Annotated in this window: 20 protein-coding genes; 3 read left to right on the top strand and 17 right to left on the bottom strand. The window is 65.3% G+C overall.

Going from position 1 to position 23,014, the window contains the following annotated elements:
• Window positions 1–76: 76 nt before the first annotated feature.
• The 13 genes from KF886_18870 to tpx all read right to left on the bottom strand — a co-directional run bounded on the left by KF886_18870 (window position 77) and on the right by tpx (window position 13,259).
• Window positions 77–1,507 (bottom strand): sugar transferase, encoded by a 1,431-nt coding sequence (locus tag KF886_18870; GenBank protein MBX3179424.1) that lies wholly within the window; start codon window positions 1,505–1,507, stop codon window positions 77–79.
• A 42-nt stretch (window positions 1,508–1,549) separates the two neighbouring features.
• Entirely contained in the window at window positions 1,550–2,746 is a 1,197-nt protein-coding gene (locus KF886_18865) for a sugar transferase (protein ID MBX3179423.1), read from the bottom strand.
• Between the two features lie 196 nt (window positions 2,747–2,942).
• The gene (locus KF886_18860) at window positions 2,943–3,389 is read right to left on the bottom strand and encodes a hypothetical protein (protein MBX3179422.1); all 447 of its coding nucleotides are present in this window, start codon (window positions 3,387–3,389) and stop codon (window positions 2,943–2,945) included.
• A gap of 34 nt (window positions 3,390–3,423) precedes the next feature.
• The gene (locus KF886_18855; GenBank protein ID MBX3179421.1) at window positions 3,424–4,218 is read right to left on the bottom strand and encodes an undecaprenyl-diphosphate phosphatase; all 795 of its coding nucleotides are present in this window, start codon (window positions 4,216–4,218) and stop codon (window positions 3,424–3,426) included.
• Window positions 4,219–4,320: 102 nt separating this feature from the next.
• On the bottom strand, window positions 4,321–4,974 hold the full coding sequence (locus KF886_18850) for a hypothetical protein (GenBank protein MBX3179420.1): 654 nt from the start codon (window positions 4,972–4,974) through the stop codon (window positions 4,321–4,323).
• A 1-nt stretch (window position 4,975) separates the two neighbouring features.
• On the bottom strand, window positions 4,976–5,626 hold the full coding sequence (locus tag KF886_18845) for a hypothetical protein (GenBank protein ID MBX3179419.1): 651 nt from the start codon (window positions 5,624–5,626) through the stop codon (window positions 4,976–4,978).
• The gene (locus KF886_18840; protein MBX3179418.1) at window positions 5,623–6,189 is read right to left on the bottom strand and encodes a sigma-70 family RNA polymerase sigma factor; all 567 of its coding nucleotides are present in this window, start codon (window positions 6,187–6,189) and stop codon (window positions 5,623–5,625) included. The genes KF886_18845 and KF886_18840 overlap by 4 nt, the downstream gene beginning before the upstream one ends.
• A gap of 84 nt (window positions 6,190–6,273) precedes the next feature.
• Window positions 6,274–7,674 carry a cysteine--tRNA ligase gene (cysS, locus tag KF886_18835; protein MBX3179417.1) on the bottom strand — a complete coding sequence of 467 codons (1,401 nt, stop codon included), beginning with the start codon at window positions 7,672–7,674 and terminating at the stop codon, window positions 6,274–6,276.
• 101 nt (window positions 7,675–7,775) lie between these two features.
• Complete coding sequence (locus KF886_18830) at window positions 7,776–8,804, bottom strand: HDOD domain-containing protein (protein MBX3179416.1); 1,029 nt, start codon at window positions 8,802–8,804, stop codon at window positions 7,776–7,778.
• Window positions 8,805–8,845: 41 nt separating this feature from the next.
• Window positions 8,846–10,732 carry a Flp pilus assembly complex ATPase component TadA gene (gene tadA, locus KF886_18825; GenBank protein MBX3179415.1) on the bottom strand — a complete coding sequence of 629 codons (1,887 nt, stop codon included), beginning with the start codon at window positions 10,730–10,732 and terminating at the stop codon, window positions 8,846–8,848.
• A gap of 60 nt (window positions 10,733–10,792) precedes the next feature.
• Complete coding sequence (ftsY, locus tag KF886_18820; GenBank protein MBX3179414.1) at window positions 10,793–11,716, bottom strand: signal recognition particle-docking protein FtsY; 924 nt, start codon at window positions 11,714–11,716, stop codon at window positions 10,793–10,795.
• 109 nt (window positions 11,717–11,825) lie between these two features.
• The gene (locus KF886_18815) at window positions 11,826–12,566 is read right to left on the bottom strand and encodes a hypothetical protein (protein MBX3179413.1); all 741 of its coding nucleotides are present in this window, start codon (window positions 12,564–12,566) and stop codon (window positions 11,826–11,828) included.
• A 177-nt stretch (window positions 12,567–12,743) separates the two neighbouring features.
• Entirely contained in the window at window positions 12,744–13,259 is a 516-nt protein-coding gene (tpx, locus tag KF886_18810) for a thiol peroxidase (protein ID MBX3179412.1), read from the bottom strand.
• A 177-nt stretch (window positions 13,260–13,436) separates the two neighbouring features.
• Between tpx and KF886_18805 the strand changes: the two genes are divergently transcribed.
• Window positions 13,437–15,065 (top strand): calcineurin-like phosphoesterase C-terminal domain-containing protein, encoded by a 1,629-nt coding sequence (locus KF886_18805; GenBank protein MBX3179411.1) that lies wholly within the window; start codon window positions 13,437–13,439, stop codon window positions 15,063–15,065.
• A gap of 52 nt (window positions 15,066–15,117) precedes the next feature.
• Here KF886_18805 and KF886_18800 read toward each other — a convergent pair whose 3' ends face one another.
• From KF886_18800 to KF886_18790, 3 genes are all read right to left on the bottom strand, one after another.
• Window positions 15,118–16,485, bottom strand: a complete 1,368-nt coding sequence (locus tag KF886_18800; protein MBX3179410.1) for a diguanylate cyclase — start codon at window positions 16,483–16,485, stop codon at window positions 15,118–15,120.
• Between the two features lie 111 nt (window positions 16,486–16,596).
• Window positions 16,597–18,918 (bottom strand): PIG-L family deacetylase, encoded by a 2,322-nt coding sequence (locus KF886_18795; GenBank protein ID MBX3179409.1) that lies wholly within the window; start codon window positions 18,916–18,918, stop codon window positions 16,597–16,599.
• A gap of 27 nt (window positions 18,919–18,945) precedes the next feature.
• Window positions 18,946–20,112, bottom strand: a complete 1,167-nt coding sequence (locus KF886_18790; protein MBX3179408.1) for an exo-alpha-sialidase — start codon at window positions 20,110–20,112, stop codon at window positions 18,946–18,948.
• 112 nt (window positions 20,113–20,224) lie between these two features.
• Between KF886_18790 and eda the strand changes: the two genes are divergently transcribed.
• Entirely contained in the window at window positions 20,225–20,878 is a 654-nt protein-coding gene (gene eda / locus KF886_18785; protein ID MBX3179407.1) for a bifunctional 4-hydroxy-2-oxoglutarate aldolase/2-dehydro-3-deoxy-phosphogluconate aldolase, read from the top strand.
• An 85-nt stretch (window positions 20,879–20,963) separates the two neighbouring features.
• Window positions 20,964–21,170, top strand: coding sequence for a hypothetical protein (locus tag KF886_18780; GenBank protein MBX3179406.1), 207 nt, complete (start codon window positions 20,964–20,966; stop codon window positions 21,168–21,170).
• A gap of 152 nt (window positions 21,171–21,322) precedes the next feature.
• Here KF886_18780 and KF886_18775 read toward each other — a convergent pair whose 3' ends face one another.
• Window positions 21,323–22,861, bottom strand: a complete 1,539-nt coding sequence (locus KF886_18775; GenBank protein ID MBX3179405.1) for a hypothetical protein — start codon at window positions 22,859–22,861, stop codon at window positions 21,323–21,325.
• Window positions 22,862–23,014 lie beyond the last annotated feature (153 nt).

The following is a 23,014-nucleotide window of genomic DNA, read 5'->3' as shown; positions in this document are numbered from 1 at the left end:
CCTGGCGCGCCGAGCGGCGCGCCACTTCGTGCGAACAGCCGTAATGGCCGCGGGGAATGGCCCACAGGGAAATTTTTTAGGACGCGCCCCGCCCGGCGACAACCGCCCGGAAGGTTTTCATCAATATAACAAAATCCAGCCAGATGGACCACGAATCGATGTATTCCAAATCCATCTCAACCCACTCTTCGAAGGTAACGTCATTTCGCCCGCTCACCTGCCAGAGGCCGGTCATCCCCGGGCGAACGCTCAACCGCCGCCGCTGGCTCCAGGAGTATTCCTCCACCTCCGAGGGAATCGGCGGGCGCGGGCCGACCAGACTCATCTCCCCGCGCCAGACATTGAAGAGCTGCGGGAATTCGTCCAGGCTGTACTTTCGTATGAAGCGCCCCAGACGCGTGATCCGCGGGTCATTCTTAATCTTGAAGACCGGACCGTCCATTTCGTTCTGCTCGAGAAGCTTCGCCTTCAATTCCTCGGCGTTCGTCACCATGGACCGGAATTTGATCATCTTGAAGCGGCGCTGATTCTGGCCGACGCGTTCCTGCAGGAAGAACACGGGCCCCTTGGAGTCAAGCTTGATGAGCAGCGCCAGGATAGGAATCAGGGGAACCGGTACGCACAGGATGAATATCAGAATGGACGAGCCGATGAAATCAATGGCCCGCTTCATGAACACCTTGCCGTGCGCTTCCGGGATCGTCGAAAGGTTCAGCAGCGGAATGTCTTCCAGGTGCATCAGCCGGCTGGTCGCCACCCGCATCGGAAACAGGTCCGCCACCATGTGCACCGGCGCCGAGGCGCCTTCACACAGGTGCGCGATCCCCTGGATCTCCTCGTAGCACGACCGGACCGGAAGGGATATGTATACTTCCTCGACCTCCCCGCGCTCGACCATGCCCTCGAGTTGCTCAATTTTCCCCGCATAGGGGACGCCGGTCCCTTCGATGGCGCTCGCGCGCCCGGGGTCGTCGTCGAGCACGCCCACAAGCGTATACCCGAGACCCTGCTGGCTCCGCAGCACCTCGATGAGGCGTCGCGTGCGCACGTTCGCGCCCACAATCGCGGCGCGCTGCTGGTTATACCCGAAGTCGCGGAGCTTGTGGATAATCAGGCGCAGGCCGAAGCGAAACATGAGCAGAAACGCCAGCGTGGAAAGGCAAAACACCACCAGGAAAACCTGGTTGAGCGCGCCGCGCGTGAACAGCACCATGACGAAGACGCAGATCACGCACGCGTCGCCGACGGCCTTCGTCACGGCGCTCAGATAGTGAACGACATCCTGGCGGTTGCGCACGCTCCACAACCCGCGCTCGAACGCCGCGCTGTACCAGACGAGCAACATGACGGCCAGGTAGGGCAGGTTTTCGCGCACCGACGGCCAGATGGGCTCGGTCATTGGAACATACTGGTTTATCGCCGTCGCAAAAGCGCCCACAATGCAGCAGGTGTCCAGAAAGATAAGCACGCCGGGCGGGACTGCGCGTTTTCGCGGGCTGGAAGACATTAACAATGTAGTTACCTCAACCTGATCGGGAGCGTGTTCGGACTAAACGGGGCTATCCACCTTGCTTGCGCGGCCATCGCCGGCTATCGGGCCGGACAGGCTGATCTCCCCCCGAAACACGTTGATCAGCTCGGGCAATTCGTCGATCCCGTACCGCCGGAAAACTTGCCCGGTGCGCGTCAGCGCCGGCTCGCCGCCTTCCGGGGTGGAGGCGGACGTGGTGCGGAACACCCACAGGTCGATGGACCCGCCCGGCGTCCTTCGGGGCCGGGTGGTAAAGACCGGCCCCGGCGAGTCGAGTTTCACGAGGGCGGCCGCGAGCAGAAACACGGGCGACAACACCACCAGCAACAGCGCGGAAACCCCCATATCCACGGCGCGGTGCAAGGCGAATTGCGGTCGCGCGCCGGGCTCCGTGGAAAGCGACAGCAGCGGGATGTCCCCCACATGGTTCATCTCACTGGTGGCGAGGCGAAGGGGGAACAGGTCCGCCATGAAGCGCACGGGCACGCCGACGCCCTCGCAGAGGTGGGCCGCGCTCTGGATCTTCTCGTAATAGGAGCGCACCGGCAGCGCGATATAGACCGCGTCAATGACGCGGTTAACCAGGATCTTGTCCAGCTCGTCCAGGGGGCCCAGATAGGTCACCCCGCGCTCCTCCAGCAGCGGGCGGCGATCCGGGTCCACTTCCAGGAAGCCCTCGACGTGGTAGCCGTACTGCTCGTTTGCGTGCAGAATGTCCACGAGCTTCTGCGTGCGCGCGTTGCTGCCGATGATCAGAATCCGTCGCGAATTGAAGCCGCGGCGGCGCAGGTTCCACAGGCTCAACCCGAGAAGCAGCCGGAACAAGAGCAAGGTGCACAGCGCCAGAAGCCCGAAAACAAAGAGAAAGGTGCGGTCCAGATCGGAGCTTCCGTCGTCATTGCGCATGTACAGCGCGATCACGAACACCGTGAAAAGGAACGCGGTGAAGAAAGCCTTCGCCACGGAAAAGAGCAGCGCCACCATGGCTTCGCTCCGCCGGGAGAGAAAGAGGCGCTGATCGGTCGCAACCAGGATCCAGATCGTCGAGAAGGCCACGAGGTACGGAAGGCCCGATCGCGCGTAGGCTACGAGCGATCCCCCCTCGGGCAGGACCAGCACGGCCGCCAGAAGGTAGACCCCGGCGAGACAGGAGAGGTCCAGCGCAATCCGGAGACTCGCATTGAGGAACTCATGGCGCCTGGAAAAGAAACCCAACTCAAACCTCCTGCTGAGCACGATGAGATTGACGAACGGCGCGCGACCGGGAAAGCCGTACAGGAGGAAATTACGACAGGCGGCGAGATCCTCCCCTGCTGGCCACGCTCCTCGCCCATACTGTAGCGCCGCTACGCCCACCGTGTCAAAATGGTTACCGGCATTCGGCGGCGATCCCGCCGCGCGGGTGGGTCTGTTATTGCGTTGCGCCGCCGAACGCGAGCCAGTGGCGGCCGGGAATATGAAAACAGGTTATGGCGAAGGAGAGACCGCAGAGCAGGCCGCCGTAGAGAAGGTTGCCGGTCATCAGCATCAATACCAGTCCCAGCACGGCCCCGGACTCCGACAGCGCCATCGATACCAGCGCCACGTGAAAGCGCCCCGGCGGCGTACTGGACTGGCGCTGCCGCGCCATCAGAACGGGCTTGAGGAAGAAGGACGTGAGCGGGGCCACGACGCCGGCGCCGAGCAGGGCGAGCGATATCAGCGGCGCAATGTCCGCCGGAAACTCGACGAAGCCGTTCTCCGGCAGGGCGCCCGAGAGCTTCATAACCAGGATTACCAGCATGTAGACGGGCGGCGCGGCGGCTATCGCGAAGGCAATAAGCTGGTACCTGGCTATCTCGCTTGAATACCCGGACATCTCGCGTACACTCCCGCGGCCGGAGCGGCCGGATCTAGAGCACGTATAGAACCAGAAGGACGATCAACCCCAGAACGATACGGTATACCCCAAACGCCACAAAGGTGTGGCGGCGGATGTAGGCCATGAACATCGCAATTACCGCGTACGCCACCAGAAAGGACACCACCGAGCCCACCGCGATCAGCGCCCACTGGTGCGATGTGAAGGCGAATCCGCTCTTCACCAGCTTGTAGGCCGTCGCCCCAAGCATCGTGGGAATGGCGAGAAAGAACGAAAACTCCGCGGCAACGGGGCGGCTCGCGCCAAGCAGCAGGCCCCCGATGATGGTTGCGCCGGATCGGGATGTCCCCGGGATCATCGCCAGGCACTGAATGAAGCCTATCCCCACGGCCTGCCGGTACGTCAGCGCCGCGATCGTGTCGGTCGCCCCCTGGTGCTTCCGCTGCTCGATGACGATGAGCACGATACCGCCCACGATCAGCGCGGCCGCCACCACCAGGTCGTCGAACAGCGTCTCGATGAAATCGTCGAGCAGGAAACCGAGCACGGCGGCCGGAAGAAACGCGGCGACCACCTTCGTCCAGAGGGTCACCGTGGCGGGATCGAGCGACCCGCCCTCAAACGGCCACAAGGTCTTGCGAAAATAAACACAGACCGAGAGAATCGCGGGCAACTGGATAATGACGATAAACGTCGCCGTAAAGCTCGGGTCGTCGCCCATCGCCAGGAGCGACTCGACAAGAATAAGGTGGCCGGTGCTGCTGACCGGAAGGAACTCCGTCACACCTTCCACCACCGCCAAAATGAATGCTTTAATGTAATCCAACGGAAACTCCAGAAGAAAAGGCCTTTGCTGCAAACGAGCGTGGATGGTACCATACCCGCGCCGCGACGCGCCAGCATAGCGCGAGGCCGTTTCCCCGGAAAATCAGGGGGTTTCCGTTCCTCCGCCTCCGGCGGGACCCGTGTTGCCCTCGTCCGGCTCCGTATCCTCCCCCTCCGCGGATTCGCCGGGCCCGCGGGCGCCCCGCTCGCGATCCGGCCCGCCGCGCATCTGGCCACGCTGGATCGCCTGCGATCGGCGCTCCTGCGCCTGGTTGAGCAGGCGCCGCATGTCGGCTTCAAATTCGTTTACGAAGATAAGCAGCCGGGCCTGCTGCCACGCCGTCAGATCGAGGCCCTCCACGTCCAGCACCTCCTGGCGCGCGCGGAACGCGGCCTCGTCGTGCTCCGCGATCTGCTCGAGCAGGGCCGTGATCGCGCCCTCATCCTGGCTCTCGCGCACCGCCTGCTTGAGCGACCGCATCAACTGCATGCGATCCCGGCGGAATCCCGCCGCCCGCTCGCGAAACTCGGCCAGGCGCTTGACCAGCACGACCGTCTGGCCCTCTTCCAGCGCCAGGTCCCGCGAGAGCCGCGCCATCAGCACCTCTTCCAGCAGCTTTCGCGACTCCTGCGCCTGCGCGCGCCGCGCCGCGCTCCCGTCTTCCTGTGCCCCGCCTTCCGGCTGAGCCAACACGGGCCCCGCCAGCAACAGCAGGAGCGCCGGCAACACGATCTGCAATAAACGCCCGATGTTCATTTCACACCTCGCCTCTGTATTCTTCCAGCATATCGGCCAACACGCGCCGATCCAATTCCACCAGGTCATCGAGCGGCGCGCCAAACCCCGCATACGCCTCCTCCGCGCCGCCGCCGCCAATCGCGCCTTCCGCCAACATATCCAATACCTCCTCCAGCGGAACGTCGCCGCGGTCCGGAAGCTCGTCTTCCACGCCATCGAAGGCCGCGAAAAGATCCGTGGGGGCCCCGGTCTCCAGCAGGTGCGCCAGCGCCGCCACCACCGGCTCGTCTTCGCGCCAGGCCGGGTTCAGCGCGGGCGCCAACTCGGCCCCGATCCGGGGCGGCGCATCCGCGCGCATGGTGTTGAAGGCCGCGACACCCGCGATCACCGCGAAGATGGCCGCACACGCCACGAGGGGGTGGCCTCCGGCCCAGAGCCACGAAATCTCACGCTCCTGCGGTTCCGCCGCCCGCGCGACCACCCGGCCCTCAAAGCCGGCGGAGACAGCCGGCCCCTCCAAGCCGCGGATCTGGTAGGCGATCTTCAGCAGGTCGAGGTGGCGGCGGGCGCAGTCCGGGCAGGATTGCAGATGCCGGGCTATGCGATCCGGGTTGCGCGCCTCGCCGTCGATATAGGCGCTCAATTCCCGCAGAACGTGGGGGGACTTCATGGTGCGTCACTCTCCTGTTCGAGGATCAGCCGCCGCAACTGGTCGCGCGCGCGGGCCAGGCGGCTTTTCACCGTGCCCGGCCGGCACCGCATGATCCGGGCGATGTCCGCGTAGTCCAGACCTTCGATTTCGCGCAGATGGACGGCCATCCGGTGCTCGGGGCTGAGCTGCGCCAGCGCGGCGGCGATGCGCGCGCCGGTTTCGCTTGCCTCGGCGTCGTGCGCGGGGCGCCCGTAGCGCGATTCCACATCGGGGCGCGCGTCCAGGGGCTGCGCCCGGTCCCGGCCGCGCCGGCGCGCATCCCGCAGGTGATTGAGCGCCAGATTGCGCGCGATCCCGAAGAGGAAGGTGGAAAACCGGGCTTCCGGGCGCAGGCGGCCCAGATAGCGGTAGACCCGCAGGAAAGCCTCCTGCGCAATATCCTCGGCATCCTGCCGGGAACCGACCATACGGTAGCAAAAGTGCACGACGGGTCCCTGATACCGCCGCACGATCAGGGCAAACGCATCGCTGTTTCCGGATTGCGCCCGCTCTACAAGCGCCCAGTCATCGAGTTCCCTCATGCGGGGGCGAACCTCTCTGTCACAGAGTTGAACCCGGGTGCGCCGGAAAGGTTCCATCCGCCGGGCGGCAGCGCGCCTCCGGGATCAGGCCCGCTTCACCCGGGCGCCGTCGGGGGTGTCTTCGATGATCCAGCCTTCCGCCGCCAGGGCGTCGCGGATGGCGTCCGCCCGCGCGAAGTCCTTGTCGCGGCGGGCCTGTTGCCGCTGGTTGACGCGCTCGATGATATCGGCGGGGGTTTCCTCGGAACCCGCGCCGGGCGCGAAAAGGCCGGTCACCTCGTTCAGGCGATCGAGCAAGGCGAGCGCATTGGCCGCGCCCTCCTCGCCCACCGCCTGCGCGTCGAGTTCCCGGTTCGCCGCCCGAATGAAATCGAACACCGCTCCCAGGCCGCCGGAAATGTTCAAGTCGTCGTCCAGCGCGCGGGTGAATTCCGTTTCGCAGGCCTCGCAGCGCTCCCGGAGGTCTCCGCCCGGCCCGCGGACTTCGCCCAGGCGCTGCCGGAAATCGCGGATGCGCTGGAGGGCCTGGCTGGCGTCTTCCACGGTCTTGATCGTGAAATTGTTGGGCTGGCGGTAGTGAATGGCCAGCAGCGCCCAGCGGATCGCCAGCGGGTCGAGCCCGCGTTCCAGCAGATCGCGGAGCGTGTAGAAATTCCCCAGCGACTTCGACATCTTGCGGCCGTCCACCATCAGGTGGGCGCAGTGGAGCCAGTAATTCACGAAGTGGCCGCCGGTCGCGCAGCAGGACTGGGCGATTTCGTTCTCGTGGTGGGGAAAGATGTTGTCCACCCCGCCGCAGTGAATGTCGAAGTGGTTGCCCAGGTACTTCACCGCCATGGCCGAGCACTCGATGTGCCAGCCCGGGCGTCCCTTGCCCAGCTCCGTCTCCCAGAAGACATCGCCATCCTCTTCGACATAGGCTTTCCAGAGCACGAAATCGCGCGCGTCGCCCGCTTCGTATTCGTCATGATCGACCCGGCCGCTGGCCCCATTCTGCAGTTGTTCGAGGTCCATGTGGCTGAGCTTGCCATAGTCGGGAAAGCTGCCCAGGCGGAAATAGACGCTTCCATCCGCTTCGTACGTGTGTCCCTTCTCGCGCAACGCCTTGATCATCGCCACCATCTCCTCGATGTGATCCGTGGCGGCCGGATATGCGGACGCGCGGCGGATCCCCAGGGTATCGAGGTCCTGAAAGAACGCGTTGGCGTAGCGCTCGGTCACCGACTTGAGCGACTCCCCCGTTTCGCGGCAGGTCCGGATGAGTTTGTCCTCCACGTCCGTGAGATTCATGATGTGCTTGACGTGGTAGCCGCGGTAAGTCAGATAACGGCTCAGCAGGTCCTCAAACATGTACGCCCGGAGGTTGCCGATGTGCGCGAAGTTGTAGATGGTCGGCCCACAGGTGTACAGCCCCACTTTTCCGGGTTCCAGGGGGGTAAAGATCTCCTTCTGGCGGGAAAGGGTGTTGTGAAAACACAGGGCCATGCGCTATCTCTTTCATTTGACAAGGATTAGGGGATGCGGAGGGGACGACCGGTATTGTAGCGCGCGCCCCGAAGCGATTCAAACGGATCGGCCCGGCGCGTTCAGGAGGTGGCGTCGAAAAGGGCCTCCAGCGCGTCGCGCAGGTCTACCCGAAGCATCGCCAACTTGATATCGGAAAGGCCAAGGTATTGGGTCGACGGGTGGGACGCCAGGAAGGTGTCCGCACCGGCGGGGTACATGCCGTATCCCTCCACGCGGACGATGGTGTTGGCCAGAGCGACGGTGTGGACCAGGGGCAGCCAGTCGGCTTCGGGGCATTGCTCCGGGCGGTGATGAAAGAACGCCGCAGCCCGGAATTCGGCAGGCAGCGTCCACGCCTGGCATACCAGCAGCCCGAACAGCGGGTGCATGCTGTCCAGGATCTCGCGAAACAGCTCGGGATTGTCCTCCACGTCACGCAGCACGCCGATCTCGGGGTTGCCGACCGCTTGAAGCAGAAACAACTTGCCCGCGTCGTGCACCAGCCCCGCCAGAAAGACCGCCTCCGGATCGGGCGCCAGGGTGAGGCGCGCGATCTGGCCTGCGCAGTAGGCCGCCGCCACGGAGTGGCGCCAGAGCAACTGCATCGTGATCTTCACGCGCGGGTTGCCCGCGACAAACAACCGCTGGTTCGCCACGATCTGCACCGTGTTCGCGACATTGCGCATGCCGAGGCGCGCGCAGGCCCCATTCAGGTCCTTGATCGGGCTCAGGCCGCCGAACGCGGCGCTGTTCGCTTGCTTCATAATTGCGAGCGCGATCGCGGGATCCTCGCGAATCATACCGGCCAGTTCGGGCATGCCGAATTCCGGATCGCGGAGCAGCGTAAGAATCCGCTGGGAGATCTCGGGCAGGACGGGCAGTTGCTGGAGCGCGGGGCCGGCCTGCGCCAGAATCGCTCCGGCAATGGTGTCCGGGCCGCTGTTCCGGCGCATATCCCGATGATCCGAAAGACGGGTAGCCTCGAAGCCGCCGTCGCTCCAGCTCAGGCGGAGCGGATTGAAACAGTGCACACAGACTGCCAGCCCGGGGCCGTCTCCAGGCAACTGATCCTCGGGTACAGGGCTCTCACAGAAAGGGCATGCGGTCATTTTTCACAATTCCCGGACGCCGCCCGGCGCCCGCATTAGAGCTATTCGGACATTGCCAGGATATTGCGCAGGGGGCGCACGGAAAAGGTCCGCGGCGTATGGCGCAACACTTCTTCAAACGTCGTATGCCCCCGTACCACCTTGGCGCAGGCGTCTTCCCGCATGCTGATCAACCCCGTCGTTTCCACGCTCAACTGCCGGATCGTGTGCGCCGGTTTCTTCGCAAGAATGGCCTCCTTGACCGGCTCATTCAGGACCAGCAGTTCGTAGGCGCCGATCCGTCCCCGGTAGCCGGTATGCGCGCAGCGATTGCAGCCCCGGCCGCGCATGTACTCGTGCCGCCGCAAATCCTCGAGCGGCAGCCCGACCGCGTTGGCTTCCTTCGCCGTAGGGACGTAGGGCGCCTTGCAATGGTCGCAGATGCGGCGGAGCAGGCGCTGCGCGACAACGGAAACCACGGTGGAGGAGATGAGAAACGTCTCGATGTCCATATCGATCAGGCGCAGGAGGCCGCCAATGGTGTCTTCGGTGTGGAACGTCGAATAGACCTTGTGGCCCGTCAGCGCCGCCTGGATAGCGACTTCGGCGGACTCCTTGTCCCGGATCTCCCCCATGACAATGATGTCTGGATCCTGCCGCACGATTTCGCGGAGCGTCGAGTGGAACGTGCGCCCGATCTTCTCGTGGATCGTGCACTGGATGATCCCCTCGATCGTGAACTCGACCGGGTCCTCCGCCGTGATGATCTTCGTATGGATATTATTGCAGTACGCGATACTGCTGTACAGGGTCGTCGTCTTCCCCGATCCCGTCGGCCCCGTGTACAGCACGACGCCGGTGGGCGAGTGCAGCACGTCGTCCCGGTAGCGCGCCAGCATGCTCGGGGCCATCCCCAGCTTTTCGAGCGTGACGAGCGCCATCTCGCGGTTCAGGATGCGCATCACCGCGCATTCGCCGTGAACGGTCACGTAGATGGACAGGCGCAGGTCCACCTCGCGCTCCTTGTGCTCGATCTGGAATCGACCCCCCTGGTGGCGCTGGTGTTCGGCGATGTTCAGTTCCGCCAGAATCTTGAGCCGGGATATGAGCTTCACCAGCAGATCCTTGGGCAGATCCGTCTTGTAGACCAGGACGCCGTCGATGCGGTATCGGATACGGACCACATCCGCCATGGGCTCGATGTGAATATCGCTGGCGCCATCTTCGATCGCCTCCTGTATGAGGTGATTGAGAATGGGAACGATGGTGTCCTCGGCGCGGTCCGGCGCCCCGGCCTCCGCTCCTTCCCCAATATTCCGCCGGTGCCGTATGTCTTCGATACTCTGCCGGATCACGTCCGCCGGGCCCAGCGCGTAACGCACGTCCCGGTGATAGATATCGCGGATGGCCTGCCGGGTGGGATCGGATTCCAGTTCGGAAACCACAACCGTGAGCATGCCGTCTTCACCGCGAATGAAGGGGACGAATAGGTAGCGGAGGAGGTAATCCGGGGAGAGCCCCCGGAGCAACTCGGGGTCGATCATATTGATATTGGGCTCAATGTACGGGACCCCCATCTGGTGGGCCACGTTGCGCAACAGGGTGCGCTCGTTAATCGCGCCGATTTGGATTAGCGCCTCGCCCAGGCGGAGACCGCTCTCCCGCTGCAACTGCAAGCCCATCGCCAGCGCGTCGGCGGTGATGATGCCCTGCTCCAGCAACAGATCCCCCAGCCGCAGGCTTTTCCCCTGGCGCGTGATGGCTTCATTGAGCGCCGACCGCTCCCCGTATCCCAGCTCCACCAGGACATCCACGAGTTGGCGCGGATCTTCGAGCAGGGACTGGACGCGCAACGCGCGCGCCAACTGCTCTTCGGTAATTGCCCCGGCGGCCATCAGCGCGTCGCCGATGGCTGATCGTGTTTGTTCGTTACGCGCTTCTGGCGTCATATGGCTGGTTTCTCACCCTCCCCCCGAGGGCCTGCGGCGGAAGTATACGGCGCCGCGCCGCTATTGTGCGAACAGGGCTTCAACAAACTCGCGGGCATCGAACATATCCAGGTCATCGACGCTTTCGCCGATGCCAATCATCTTGATCGGGATGCCCAGTTCGCGCTGGATCGCCACGGCCATCCCCCCCTTGGCGGTGCCATCCAGTTTCGTCAGGATTATGCCCGTCACATCGAGCGCCTGGGTAAACTGGCGCGCCTGCTCCAGCCCGTTCTGGCCGGTGGTCGCGTCGAGCACCAGCAAGACTTCGTGCGGCGCGTCGGGGATGCGCTTGCGCACCACCCGCTGGATCTTCTTCAGCTCCTCCATCAGATTCACCTTGGTGTGCAGGCGGCCCGCCGTGTCGATGAGGACATTGTCTATCTTCCGCGCCACCGCGGCGTCCGTCGCGTCATACGCCACCGAGGCCGGATCCGCGCCATCGCTCAGGCGCACCAGGTCCGCGCCCGTGCGCTCGCTCCAGATGGCGAGCTGCTCCGTCGCCGCCGCGCGGAACGTGTCCGCCGCGCCGAGCAGCACCGTTCGCCCGTCGGCGATGAGCCTGGAGGCCAGTTTGCCGGTCGTGGTCGTCTTGCCGGACCCGTTCACGCCCGCGACCAGGGTCACGTGGGGGCTCCCCGGGCGCGACCAGTCAATCGCGTGGTTGCCCTCGGACAGCAGCCCCGTCAGCTCCTCCTTGAGCAGCGCGATCAGGTCTTCCGAATCCGTGAGCCGGCGGGCCTTGACCGCGCCGCGCATTTCCTCGATGATTTTAAGCGTGGTGGCGACGCCCACATCGGCCCCGATAAGGACTTCCTCGAGCGCGTCAAACGCCTCGTCGTCAATGAATGGCCGCCCAAGCGCTCGCTTGACGTTTCCCACGAGGTTGTCGCGGCTTTTCTCCAGTTTCTCCCGAAGCCGGCCTATGAATCCTGTTTTCGCCATGTCGTAAGCGACACCTCTCCGGTACAATCAGCCCTGCCGGGGCCACCGGTCGCACAATGGACCGGCGGTTCCGCCAGGGCGGCACGAAAATCCTGGAATCCCTCAATACTCAGAACGATGACACCTGGCAGGCCACGAAGGAAATCTGGCTGTTCAGGTAATCGCCAATGCAGTCCACCACGCCGTTCCCCCGCGGCATGGCCACGCCGCGCGCTTCCGTCGTGTACCCGCGCCGGCGGACCCCCGTGTACTCCAGGGGCGCCGCAAAATAGTTGCCCTGAACCGCGCCCCGCCCGCGCACTTCGCTGCCGTTGTCCAGCAGCGCCACAAAATAGATACCGTCCCCGTCCACCTCAACGAGCGCCGTCCCCACGAATGCGCCATCTTGAAAGAGGGCGTAATTGCCTTCTATTGACCCGAAGGGCCGCGGGTTCTCCAGCGATTCCCGCGCCAGTTCCTCTGAAATGCTGGTCTGGCTGAGATCGCCGGTCATCGCCTCGAACCGGGCGCTGTCCGCGCCGCGCCAGAGGGCCGCGGCGGTCTCGGATCCGCCCGGCGCCTGGATCAGCCACGAGACAATAAGATCCTGATTAACGAGCGTGGCGACGATGACCCCGATTGCGACGACGAAAAGGCCGGCCGAGGCCCAGGTCCGGCGGCGTCTGCCGGTATGCTCCAGATCCATCACCTGATCGGCGGCAAGCCGGATCGCGCGCTGGTCGCGGAGGTTATTGCCACAGACCTTACAAAGGAGGGTGCCTTCGGCATTGACGGTGTTGCATTGGGCGCAAACCGCATCGGCGTCCAGCACTTCCGGCCGGGGATGAGCACCGATATTATCACTATTCATGAATTCTTCCTGGTCAAGGTCTACTTTATGATGCCCTGTACAACGCCGCCGCGTCAACTCGCTTGTATGTTTGGGCGGGTTTCCGGCCAATTCCGCCCGAAACCGTCCCCTTAACAACGCAATGCGGGGCGCTCCCAAGCGGAACGCCCCGCACGAACTGCTTCGGAAAAGTATCCCTCAGGACGCCGCGCGCGCCGCCGAAAGCGCCGCGTCGAAATTCGGGAAATCGGTCATCTCCGGCACATACTCCACATGAACCAGCTTGTTGGCGCTGTCCACAACGAAGATCGCGCGCGTGTCCAGCCGGAGTTCCTTAATGTGCACGCCATAGGCATCGCCGAAGTTCATATCGTAGTGGTCCGAAAGCGTCTGCACCTGATCGACGCCCGCGGCGCCGCACCAGCGCGCCTGCGCAAACGGCAGGTCGGCGCTGACCGTAAGGACGGCAATCTTGTCGCCCAGAGCCGCAGCCTCCTCGTTGAAGCGGCGGGTCTGCTGATCGCATACGCCGGTGTCGAGCGACGGCACGACACTGATAATGCGGACCTTGCCCGCGCTATCGGCCAGGGTAACGGGAGACAGGTCATTCGCGGCGAGTTTGAAATCGGGGGCGGTATCGCCGGCGGACAGGCGGTTGCCCAGCAGCGTCAGCGGGCCGCCCTTGAAGGTTAATTCACCGGTGCGCTCGTTCATCTTCGTTTCTCCTTGTTGGTTGGGGTGAAAACGGGCCTCACTATACCGCAAAACAGGGGCGCGGCGGCAACCCGGCATCCGTGGGCCGGTTGACCCGGCGCGAGGCCGTGGGGTAGCGTGTATGGTTCGAAGCAATTGCCAAACCGCCGGCGCCGGCCGGCGCAGGGAGAAAACTTCATGCGATACTATTCTGGCTTGGGCGCCGCCCTGATGCTTGCCGCGGCATGCTGCGGCGCGGCGGCCGCCGAAACCGTTCACGGGCGGGTTTTCAACGATATCAATGGCAACGGGTCCTGGGACGCGGGCGAACCGGGCGTGCCGGGAGTCGGGGTTTCCAACGGGCGCCAGGTCGTCGCGACGGATCAGGAGGGCCGGTACGCCCTGGACATCGAAGGGGACGCCATCCTTTTCGTGATCAAGCCCTCGCACTGGCAGGTGACGCTGGATCCGGTCACGAAACTGCCCCGCCACTACTACGTTCACCGCCCGGAGGGCTCGCCCGAACTGAAGTTTCCCGGCGTCGCCCCCACGGGCCCCCTCCCCGCGTCGGTCGATTTCGCGTTGACGCCCCGGGATGAGCACGGCCCCTTTACGGCGCTCTGCTTCGGCGACACCCAGCCGCGCAACCAGATGGAAGTGGATTTCGTATCGCATGACGTCGTGGAGGAACTTCAGGGCGCCCAGGTGGCCTTTGGCATCACCCTCGGCGACCTGGTTTTCGACAACCTGGACATGCTGCCCCAGATCGCCGGCGGCGTGGGGACGCTCGGCCTGCCCTGGTACCACGTCATCGGGAACCACGACATCAACTTCGACACGCCGGACTACGAACGGCAGGCGGAAACCTATGCGCGCGTGTTCGGCCCGCCGTACTACAGCTTCAACTACGGGAAGGTCCATTTCCTGGCGCTCAACGACATCTACTGGGAGGTGGAGAACAAGCGCTACCACGGCGAGCTTGGCGAGGCGCAATTGCAGTTCATCCGGGAAGACCTGGCGCTCGTGCCAAAGGACTATCTCATCGTGCCGCTGATGCACATTCCCCTGCAGGACGTCGCCGATCGCGAGCAGCTTCTGGAGCTGCTGCGCCCCTTCCCGAACACCTTCTCGATCGCCTCGCACTGGCACCGGCAGAGCCACTTCTACTTTGGCGCGGAAGAGGGCTGGCACGGCGAGGGTCAGCACCACCACCTCGTGCAGGGCGCCTCCTGCGGATCCTGGTGGGGCGGAAGTCTCGACGAGCTCGGCATCCCCCACGCCACCATGTCCGACGGCGTCCCCAACGGGTACGCGCTGCTGGATTTCGATGGAACGAACTACCGCGTTCGGTACCAGGCGTCGCGCCGGCCCGCCAGCTACCAGATGAACGTCTGGGCTCCGGAGTCGATTACGCCCGCCGAAGGCCCCGCGACGGAAGTCGTCGCCAATATCTTCTCCGGCTCGGAGCGCTCCTCCGTGCGGATGCGCGTGCGCGATCACGGGGACTGGACCCCCATGACGCAATTCCGCGGCCTGGACCCCTTCTACGTGGCCAACAAGGACCGTGAACTGGCCCTCGCGAGCCTGCTCGCCAGGGCCGAGGGCATCGAAGCGCCGGACGACCGGGAGCTGAAGCGCGTGGTGAACGACAACGCGGCCATCGTCGGGCGCAGCCTGCCCGATCCCCGCGAAACGGATCACCTGTGGAAGGCCGCGCTGCCGGCCGGTCTCCCGGCGGGTTACCACGTGATCGAAGTGGAAACGACAGACCAGTTCGGGCAGCGCGAATCCGGAACCCGCATCATCCGGGTCGTCGCGACGAACTGATCACAAGTCACCGCGGCCTCGCCGGCGCGGCCTCCTCGGGGCTGCGCCGGCCTCAGGCTCCGGCGGATGCCGGGTCGAGGTGGCAGCCATCGCCGCCCGCCTGCTTGCGCCGGTAGAGGGCCTGGTCGGCGCGCCGGACCAGGTCCGCCGGCGCCTCGCCCCCGCCGCCAGGAGACAGCGTGGCTATCCCCGCGCTGATGGTGACGCAGCCGCCACCGCGCGACGCTTCATGCGGGACCTGAAGCGCGCGGACCGCTTCCACGGCCATCTCGCCGATATGCCGCGCGCCCGCGAGATCCGTGTTCGGCAGAATAGCCACAAATTCCTCGCCCCCGTATCGCGCCACCAGGTCCCCGGGGCGCGAAGCGGTGTTGCCCAGGGCTTCCGCGACGCGCTTGAGACATTCGTCCCCCGCCTGGTGGCCGTAGTGGTCGTTATACGGCTTAAACTGGTCGATATCGAGCATCAGGAAGGCAAGCGGCGCGCCGGATCGCTGCGCGCGCTTGCACTCCAGCTGAAGTGCCTCGTCCAGGTGGCGGCGGTTGGCCACGCCGGTCAATCCGTCGATTTGCGACAGCCGCGCGAGTTCATCCTGAAGCACCTTGTGCGCGGTTACATCCTGAATCGCCATCTGCACACCCAATTTGTCGTCGAACAGGATACAGCCGATACTGAGCTCCACGTAATTCCCCCCGGTCAGGCGGCAGGGTACCGCATCGCTCCGTCCGCCGCACCGGGCGATTTCCTCGATCTGCGCCCGCACGGTGGCGCGGCCCGCCTCCTCGACGAACGAATGAAACGGCAAATCGCGCGTTTCGGCCTCGGAAGTCAGTCCCAGCAGACGGCTGGCCGACGCATTGTGATAGACAATACCGCCTTCGACCTGCACGAGAATCGGAATCGGAGAAAGGGCGATAAGCGAACGGTAGCGGGCCTCGCTCTCCATCCGCGCCTCCTCCAGCTGGCGGGATTGCGCGAGAAGCCGCTCCAGCTCCGCGTTGCGGCTTTCCGCCTCGGCGTAGAGCCGCTTCAACTCGCGCTCCTGCTCCACCAGATCGCAGAGTTGTTGCACCTTGCGGCAGAGTATACGGGAATGCACCGGCTTCACGAGGTAGTCGATTGCGCCCGCGGCGTACCCGTCAAAAACCGCCTCCTCCGCGGTCGCCGAAGCGGTGATGAAGATGATGGGGACACCGGCGGTATTCCCGCGGGCCCGGATCCGGCGCGCGACCTCGCATCCGTCCATATCCGGCATTTGCACATCCAGCAGCACCACGGAAACGGGCTCCGTCTCGATCAGCGCCAGCGCCTCCACGCCGCTGGTGGCGCGAACACAGTGAAACCCCTCGCCGGACAGTATCTTCTCGAGGATCATGAGGTTCGAAACCACATCATCCACCAGGAGAATCGTGTGCGCCATGCGTTTCCTCGTCGCCCGCGGCCAGTCCTCGCAGTCCTTCACTTCGGGCGCCGCGCCGCCCGCACCGACACTATACCACAACCGGTTGCGAAGTCCGCGCCCCGCCGCCGGTCACAGCGCCAGCATGTTCGCGAACACGCGCAACGCCCCGGGATGCAGCTCGCGCAACTGGCGGTACCAGCCCAGTGCGGTATACAGATAGATGCCCTTGCCGGCCTCCGCGATCAGGCAGCTGCCCGGGGGGATCGGCTCGCCGGGGTCCTGCACATCAATAAGGGGCGTGTAGTTGTCGTGCCACGACTCCGGAAAATACAGGCCGCGCTCCTGTATCCAGCCATCCCAGTCGGCGTCCACAATCGCGTTCGGCGTCGTGAAGAGCGGGTGGCCCGGCGCCAGCACGCGCACGGGCGCGTCTTCCCGGGTCACGCGGTTTCGGGAAAGCGTAATGGGGTACGGCGCATAGTCCGGAAGCCAGTCAAACTCTTTCTGGTACATGACCAGCAGGGTTCCGCCGCGCCGGACAAAGTCGATCAGCGCCCCGTTGTTCGCCGCCAGGTCCGGGTGGTACTGGTACGCGCGAATGTCGACGATGATTGTGCTGAAGGTGTCGAGCCGCGCCGGGCGGAAGTCATCCAGGGCCAGGGTTTCGTGCGCGACGCCCAGCTTCTCCAGCGTCTCCACAAAGGTGGTGTCATAGCTCTGAATCACGCCGGCGCGACGCCCGGGCGCCACCCGAACGTCGGCGGCGCGCACCAGCAACTCGGCGCGATCCGCGCCGCCGGTGATGCCCGCGCGGGCGACATAATCGCCCGCATCCGGCGCGGCGTCCGGCGTGAGCGTGAAGGGCACGATGCGCTGCTCGCCCTCGCGCGCGAAGGAAACGGAAATGCGCTCGGGCGAAACCCGCCAGCCCGGGGGTGGCGTAACGCTGACGTACTCGGTATACGCCTCGGGCATATGGTTGGTCACGTGCATGTCGGCGGTAAGGGGCTCGGTATGCCCCGCGCGGGCGAGCACGGGCGCGCCGGGAAACCGGATTTCTATGGGCGGCGCCACGTCCAGGTACACCGGGGCAATCAGTTCCAGCACGCCATCGCGGCAGTTGACGCGCGCGCGCACTTCGAGCTGCGGCTCAAGAAAACGGGGCGCGAACAGGCGCGGTGCGTGGGGAATCGTGAGCGCCGCGCCATCCGGGATCGCCAGCGACAGGCTGCCCTCGCCCCGCTGCGCGCCGTGCAAGGGCAGCTCCATCCGGTGCGCGCCGGACAAACCAAGCCCGTGGCGCTCGTGGATCGATACCTCCGCCAGGATGGCGTCCGGTTCGCCGAAGTCTTCCAAATCCACGTGGATCGCGACCGTCTGGCCCCGCGTCACCACATCGTCATCGGGCCGCGCGCGCAGGCGAAGCTCCGACGCCACGGCGACCGCGCGGGCCGCGTCATGCCACGCCTCCCGCTCGTCGGCGTTGCCTTCCTTCCAATGCTCGTGTTCCTGGAGCCAGCCAAAAAGCGCGCGCTTCGCTTCGGCGCGATCCTCCAGCGCCGCGATCGCCGCCAAGGCGTCGCGGCCGCTGCCGGGGTCGAGCCCGGCGAACAGCGGGCCAAACGGCGCGGCGGCCCGCGCCGGGTTGCCGGCTCCGTGGCGGCTCTGCACGATTTGGTAGTGCGTCTCGTGGCGCTCGTTGCGCAGCAGGTTGATGAAGTAGAACATGCCCTGGGATTCGTGGGCCTCGAGCGCGCTGGCCGCAATTTCCGCGATGGTGCGACCCCGGGCCGGTTCCAGCGCACTGATGTTTGTCGCGACCGATCCCGTGTTGCCCTGAAAATCACGGATGTACAGGCGCGCAACCTGCCAGGGCTCCAGGCCGGCCTGCCGGTGCTCCGGGAATCGCTCGGGATCCGCCGCGGCGGCATACGCCTCCTCCACCACCGCGCCGATCGCCTGGTGGTGGCCGTGATCCTGCAGGCGCCCGTGGTTCGTAATGATGATATGCGGGCGGGTCTCCCGTATGGCGCGCACGGTGCGTTCCAGGGCAACCTCGCGCCCCCAGATTTCAAAGGTTTCTCCGGGGGTCTTGGAATAGCCGAAGTCGGGAAGATCCAGAAAGTGAAGTTGCGCCCCCTCGATCTCCGCCGCGGCCAGCATCTCGCGTGTGCGGATCACGCCCAGTTCGTTGTAAAGCTCCGGTCCGATCTCGTTCTGGCCGCCCTCCCCCCGCGTCGCGATGACCGCGTGCGTCTTCACGCCGTGCAGCATCCGGTAGTAGGCCAGCGTGGCGCCGTCCTCGTCGTCCGGGTGCGCGGCGACGCACATCATGCGGAAGGGGCTCGCGAGATCCTTCCGCGCCTGCTCCCACGCGACCGCGCCGAGATCCAGCGCAAGCGCGGGGGCCGAAAGAACGAAAAGGAGACCAAGAATTATCAGTTTTTTCATCGCGTAGCTACCTGAATCCATTCGGGTTTACCGGCCCGTTACGGCCAGCGCGTCAAGTTCGTCCAGCGTAAAGCGCACCGAAACCACGTACGGTTCCTCGCCGGGCGTCCAGTGGCCATAGGTTGTCGTGACGAATTCGCCGCCGGGCAGAACCTCGACGCCGGGGTAGGCGCAATCCGCCCCCTTGTGGTTGTCCATCAAGCGCACGCGGTACTGGCCCTCGCGGCCCGAAACAATGTCGTCGTAAGTCCCTACCCAGCCTACCCAGTCGCCCTTGGTCGGGCTTTCGAGCGTGGTGTCCCGGAACGAAATAAACAGCCGCCCGTCGGGCGCGTACTTGCCCGTATGGCGATCACCCGTCAAGGCGCCCGGCAACTCGCGCGGTTCCGACCACGCGGTCGCCTCATCATCTGACGTGATCAGAAACGAATTCATCTTGCGGCTGTTTTCGCGCAGCAACACGGCGATCTGATTCCCGTCCGGCGACCGGATAAGCCCCGGCTCGCAGAGATGCGCCGTGGGGTGCGCCGCGATCACGCGGGGCGCGCTCCAGGTGAGCCCGCCATCCGCCGATTCAATCTGGTAAACCTGAAACACCGGGCCGCCGGACGGGGGAGCGCCCCTGGACCCGCTTCCGTCAATAAAGCGCCCGTCGTCGTGAAACAGCGCGATATAGTTCCCGTTCTTCAACCGCTCCACGGCCCCCATGGCCACGATGCCGCCGAAATCGCCAATGGGCTCCAGCGGCGACCAGGTATGCCCATCGTCCTCCGACACCGCCATGCGGATCGGGTACAAGCCCGAGAAGAGGATCAGGCGCTTGACGCCCCGCGGATCGACCACGCGGTGGATCGTGGGAACTTCCTGCGACGTGGCCCAGTTCTCCGGCACGGGCAATCGCTCGCTCCACATGCGCCCGCCGTCCTCGCTGCGTTTCATCACAATCGCGCCGCGCCCGTGGCCTTTGGGATACACCGCGATCATCGTCCGACCATCTTCAAGCAACACGGTCGTCGGGTGGCCCAGATACTGGCCGGGCTCGCGATCTACGACCACCTGGCGGGCCGTGTCTCCGCTGACATCGACAACGGGGATGGTGTAGCCGCGGTCGGGCGCCGCGCCCGCCAGGGCGATCGCCGCAACACACAAGCCCGCGGCCCCGAAACGCCGCCAGGGCCTTGAAATCCTCGTCATAATGCAGACCTCACACAGAATTTGCGATACTATTCGCTCAACCAATCAGAACGGCGAGCATACCACAGTCCCATGCCGGGGCGGAATGCTCGCGCGCGGGAGCCAGGCATCCATGGACCGGTATCAGCGGATTCAATACCTCAAGGACAAGGGCATTGTCGCGATTGTGCGCGCGGACGGCGGCGGCGACGATCTCGCGCACACGGTGGACGCACTCGTGCGCGGCGGGATCCACTGTGTGGAGATCACCATGACCACGCCGGGCGCCCTGCAGTGCATCGAGGCCGCCAGCGCGAAACTACAGGGCCAGGACGTACTCCTGGGTGTCGGCAGCGTGCTCGACGCCGAGACCGCGCGGCTCGCCATTCTTGCTGGCGCGCAATACGTCGTCTGCCCCGTCACCGTCGCACCCGTCATCGCCATGGGCCACCGCTACGGCGTCCCGGTGCTACCCGGGGCCTTCACGCCGACCGAAATCTTCAACGCCTGGGAACTGGGCGGCGACCTGATCAAGGTTTTCCCCGCAACCCTCGGCGGCCTCGACTACATCAAGGCGGTGCAGGCGCCCATGCCGCAGATTCCCCTCGTCCCCACGGGCGGCGTGAACGCCGAGAACCTCCACACCTTCGTGGCGGCGGGTGTCGCGGCCGTCGGCGTGGGCACGGCGCTCGTATCCAAAAAACTCATGGCCGAGCGCGATTTCGCCGGTATCGAGGCCGCCGCGCGGCGCTTCGCCGATGCCTACGCCGCCGCGAGGAAGCACTAATCGATTCGGGCCCGCGCTAAAGTTTCCCGGCATGCCGTCGATAAGACCAGTACACGACGGGCAACCGAGAGAAAGGGCCAACGACATGCCAGCCACCCTCGCGATCAGTGAAGAATTCCGGACCACCGCGCAGCAAATCGTCAAAGCGCAGCCCGCGCTGGAATCCACCCTTCGCCGCTACGCGGAAGAACTGGGCGTCTCCCTCGATCACGTCGTTCTCGGCTCGCTGATGGCCGTCGCCGAAGAATACCGCCGCGCCACCGGCAACGGCGCGATCCCCTGCCTTTATTGATAAGAAGGGGGACCGCATCGGAGACAAGGGGACTGCATCGGGCGGGCAAACCAGCCCAACACCCGGAGCAAACACCGCCAATCCCGCCCGAGGCTGTACCCCAAAAGAGCGTTCTCAGGGTAACGCCAGGCGACCTCCCCCATTCCGCCACGCTACTCCCAGCCCGCCTCCAGCATCGCGGCCTCCGGAAAACAGAACAACACCACCGACACCCCATCGAGCCGCGCTTCCTCCCGCAGAAAGCGCGGCGCCGCATCGTCGGACACGTTGCGCGGCGGCCCGGCGACCGCGCAGTCCAATAAACGCCCCAGGTGCGCCGCCACCGAAGCCCCCCGGACCTGGTGCGCCAGCCCATAGCTGCCCAGCACATACAACGCCCCGTCCGGCGTCAGCGCATGAAGCGCCCCCGCAGCATCGCGCACGGTGTGAATGGTATTCTCCTCCGGCGCCACCAATTCGCGCTGGCTCGGGAGAATCTCCTCCACCAGCGGCTGTTCCAGCGGCAACCGGTGCGTTTCGACGGTGTAACCGCGGCCCGATCCGGGCGGCGGCAGCAGCGCCGCGAGCGCTGGAGCGGACCACGCCGCCATCGCCAGCGCCGTCGCGCTGGGCAGATCGGTGTTCGCGCGCCAGAAAGGCGCCTCTCCCGCCATGCGCATTCGCCACAACTCGGGCGCCACATCAATCACAAACACATCATCCGCCAGCAGGCGCTCCACGAGCAGGGCGTGCGCGCGCAGGTTAACCGGTGCGTCCGCCGCGGGCTTGAACAGCTCGTCCGCGTACAGAGGCATCCGGCCCGGAACCGGCATCACAACGAAATGCACCCCCCGCGCGGCCAGGCTGCGCTCCGCCCGCACCAGCGCCGCATACGCGGGCCGGACCGCGCCGCTGGCCTCCTGCGTGAGACGCTCCGTCTCGGCGTATTGCGCAAGTTCCTCTTTCCGGAACACGTACCCGTTGTAGCCGAGCACGCTGGTCCCCGCGCGCGATTCCGCCTCGCCCAGCACGCGCGCCACGTTGCGTTGCACCGGCGCGACGCCGCGCAGCCATTCGGTTTCGCCCCCGTATAGCGCAAGCTGCGCCCGCACCTGGTCCAACGTGGCGGCAAGGAGGCCGCGCCGCACCGGCTGGTCCGCGACTGTGGCGGGGATGCCCGGATCCGCCGCGCGTTCCAGCGCCCACGCCGACCACACCACGTCGCCGGGCAACCTGCTGTCGGGATGAACCTGGCTGGCGATCAGCACCCGCCCGCCCGCAACGGTCTGAAATTCCCCCTCGTATCGCGCGGGCTCGCTCCCGCGCACCCGGACCACATCCCGCGCGATCACCCGCCAGCCCCCCGCGCCATCGCCCTCCCAGACGCCCAGCGACGCAATAACGCCATCATCCGCCTCCGCCACGGCGGAAAGGCGATACCAGGTCTCCGGATCAAGCGTCACGGCGGCATGAAAGCGATCCGGCGGCGGCGCCATTAGATCGCTCCGAAACCACGTCTGGCGCGCGGTGTAGCCCGGCGTATCCAGGCGACCCGACCGAACATCGCGCCGCACGCGGGTCACGGCGGGGTCCGCGGGCGCCACAAAGCCGGGCGGGGCCGGCTGGGCGCTCAGCCATTCCTCAAACGCGCCGTTTGGAAGCAACGGCGGCCCGGAATCGATGGCATAGCGTGTCGGGACCTCCGGCGCCATGGGCGGAATTCCCCCGGTATCCACGGTGGCGTTTGGGCCGCAAGAGGCCAGAATCAAGGCCGGCGCCACGGCATATGTGAGAAGATTTTGTCGCATGGTCGTGATTTCGGGTCCCTGGGGCGAGTGTAGGTCCGAACATGTTCCAAATACAAC

The sequence above is a fragment of the Candidatus Hydrogenedentota bacterium genome (assembly GCA_019637335.1).
Classification (GTDB): Bacteria; Hydrogenedentota; Hydrogenedentia; order Hydrogenedentales; family JAEUWI01; genus JAEUWI01.
This window is presented reverse-complemented; position numbering and strand designations above follow the sequence as displayed.

Bases quoted from the DNA above. Each gene is read 5' to 3' on its own strand.
- KF886_18870 (MBX3179424.1), bottom strand. From the start codon at position 1,507: ATGTCTTCCAGCCCGCGAAAACGCGCAGTCCCGCCCGGCGTGCTTATC.
- ftsY (MBX3179414.1), bottom strand. From the start codon at position 11,716: ATGGCGAAAACAGGATTCATAGGCCGGCTTCGGGAGAAACTGGAGAAA.
- KF886_18830 (MBX3179416.1), bottom strand. From the start codon at position 8,804: ATGACCGCATGCCCTTTCTGTGAGAGCCCTGTACCCGAGGATCAGTTG.
- tadA (MBX3179415.1), bottom strand. From the start codon at position 10,732: ATGACGCCAGAAGCGCGTAACGAACAAACACGATCAGCCATCGGCGAC.
- KF886_18850 (MBX3179420.1), bottom strand. From the start codon at position 4,974: ATGAACATCGGGCGTTTATTGCAGATCGTGTTGCCGGCGCTCCTGCTG.
- KF886_18840 (MBX3179418.1), bottom strand. From the start codon at position 6,189: ATGAGGGAACTCGATGACTGGGCGCTTGTAGAGCGGGCGCAATCCGGA.
- KF886_18845 (MBX3179419.1), bottom strand. From the start codon at position 5,626: ATGAAGTCCCCCCACGTTCTGCGGGAATTGAGCGCCTATATCGACGGC.
- KF886_18800 (MBX3179410.1), bottom strand. From the start codon at position 16,485: ATGGCGCACACGATTCTCCTGGTGGATGATGTGGTTTCGAACCTCATG.
- KF886_18815 (MBX3179413.1), bottom strand. From the start codon at position 12,566: ATGAATAGTGATAATATCGGTGCTCATCCCCGGCCGGAAGTGCTGGAC.
- KF886_18795 (MBX3179409.1), bottom strand. From the start codon at position 18,918: ATGAAAAAACTGATAATTCTTGGTCTCCTTTTCGTTCTTTCGGCCCCC.
- KF886_18775 (MBX3179405.1), bottom strand. From the start codon at position 22,861: ATGGCGCCGGAGGTCCCGACACGCTATGCCATCGATTCCGGGCCGCCG.
- KF886_18860 (MBX3179422.1), bottom strand. From the start codon at position 3,389: ATGTCCGGGTATTCAAGCGAGATAGCCAGGTACCAGCTTATTGCCTTC.
- KF886_18805 (MBX3179411.1), top strand. From the start codon at position 13,437: ATGCGATACTATTCTGGCTTGGGCGCCGCCCTGATGCTTGCCGCGGCA.
- KF886_18780 (MBX3179406.1), top strand. From the start codon at position 20,964: ATGCCAGCCACCCTCGCGATCAGTGAAGAATTCCGGACCACCGCGCAG.
- KF886_18790 (MBX3179408.1), bottom strand. From the start codon at position 20,112: ATGACGAGGATTTCAAGGCCCTGGCGGCGTTTCGGGGCCGCGGGCTTG.
- eda (MBX3179407.1), top strand. From the start codon at position 20,225: ATGGACCGGTATCAGCGGATTCAATACCTCAAGGACAAGGGCATTGTC.
- cysS (MBX3179417.1), bottom strand. From the start codon at position 7,674: ATGGCCCTGTGTTTTCACAACACCCTTTCCCGCCAGAAGGAGATCTTT.
- tpx (MBX3179412.1), bottom strand. From the start codon at position 13,259: ATGAACGAGCGCACCGGTGAATTAACCTTCAAGGGCGGCCCGCTGACG.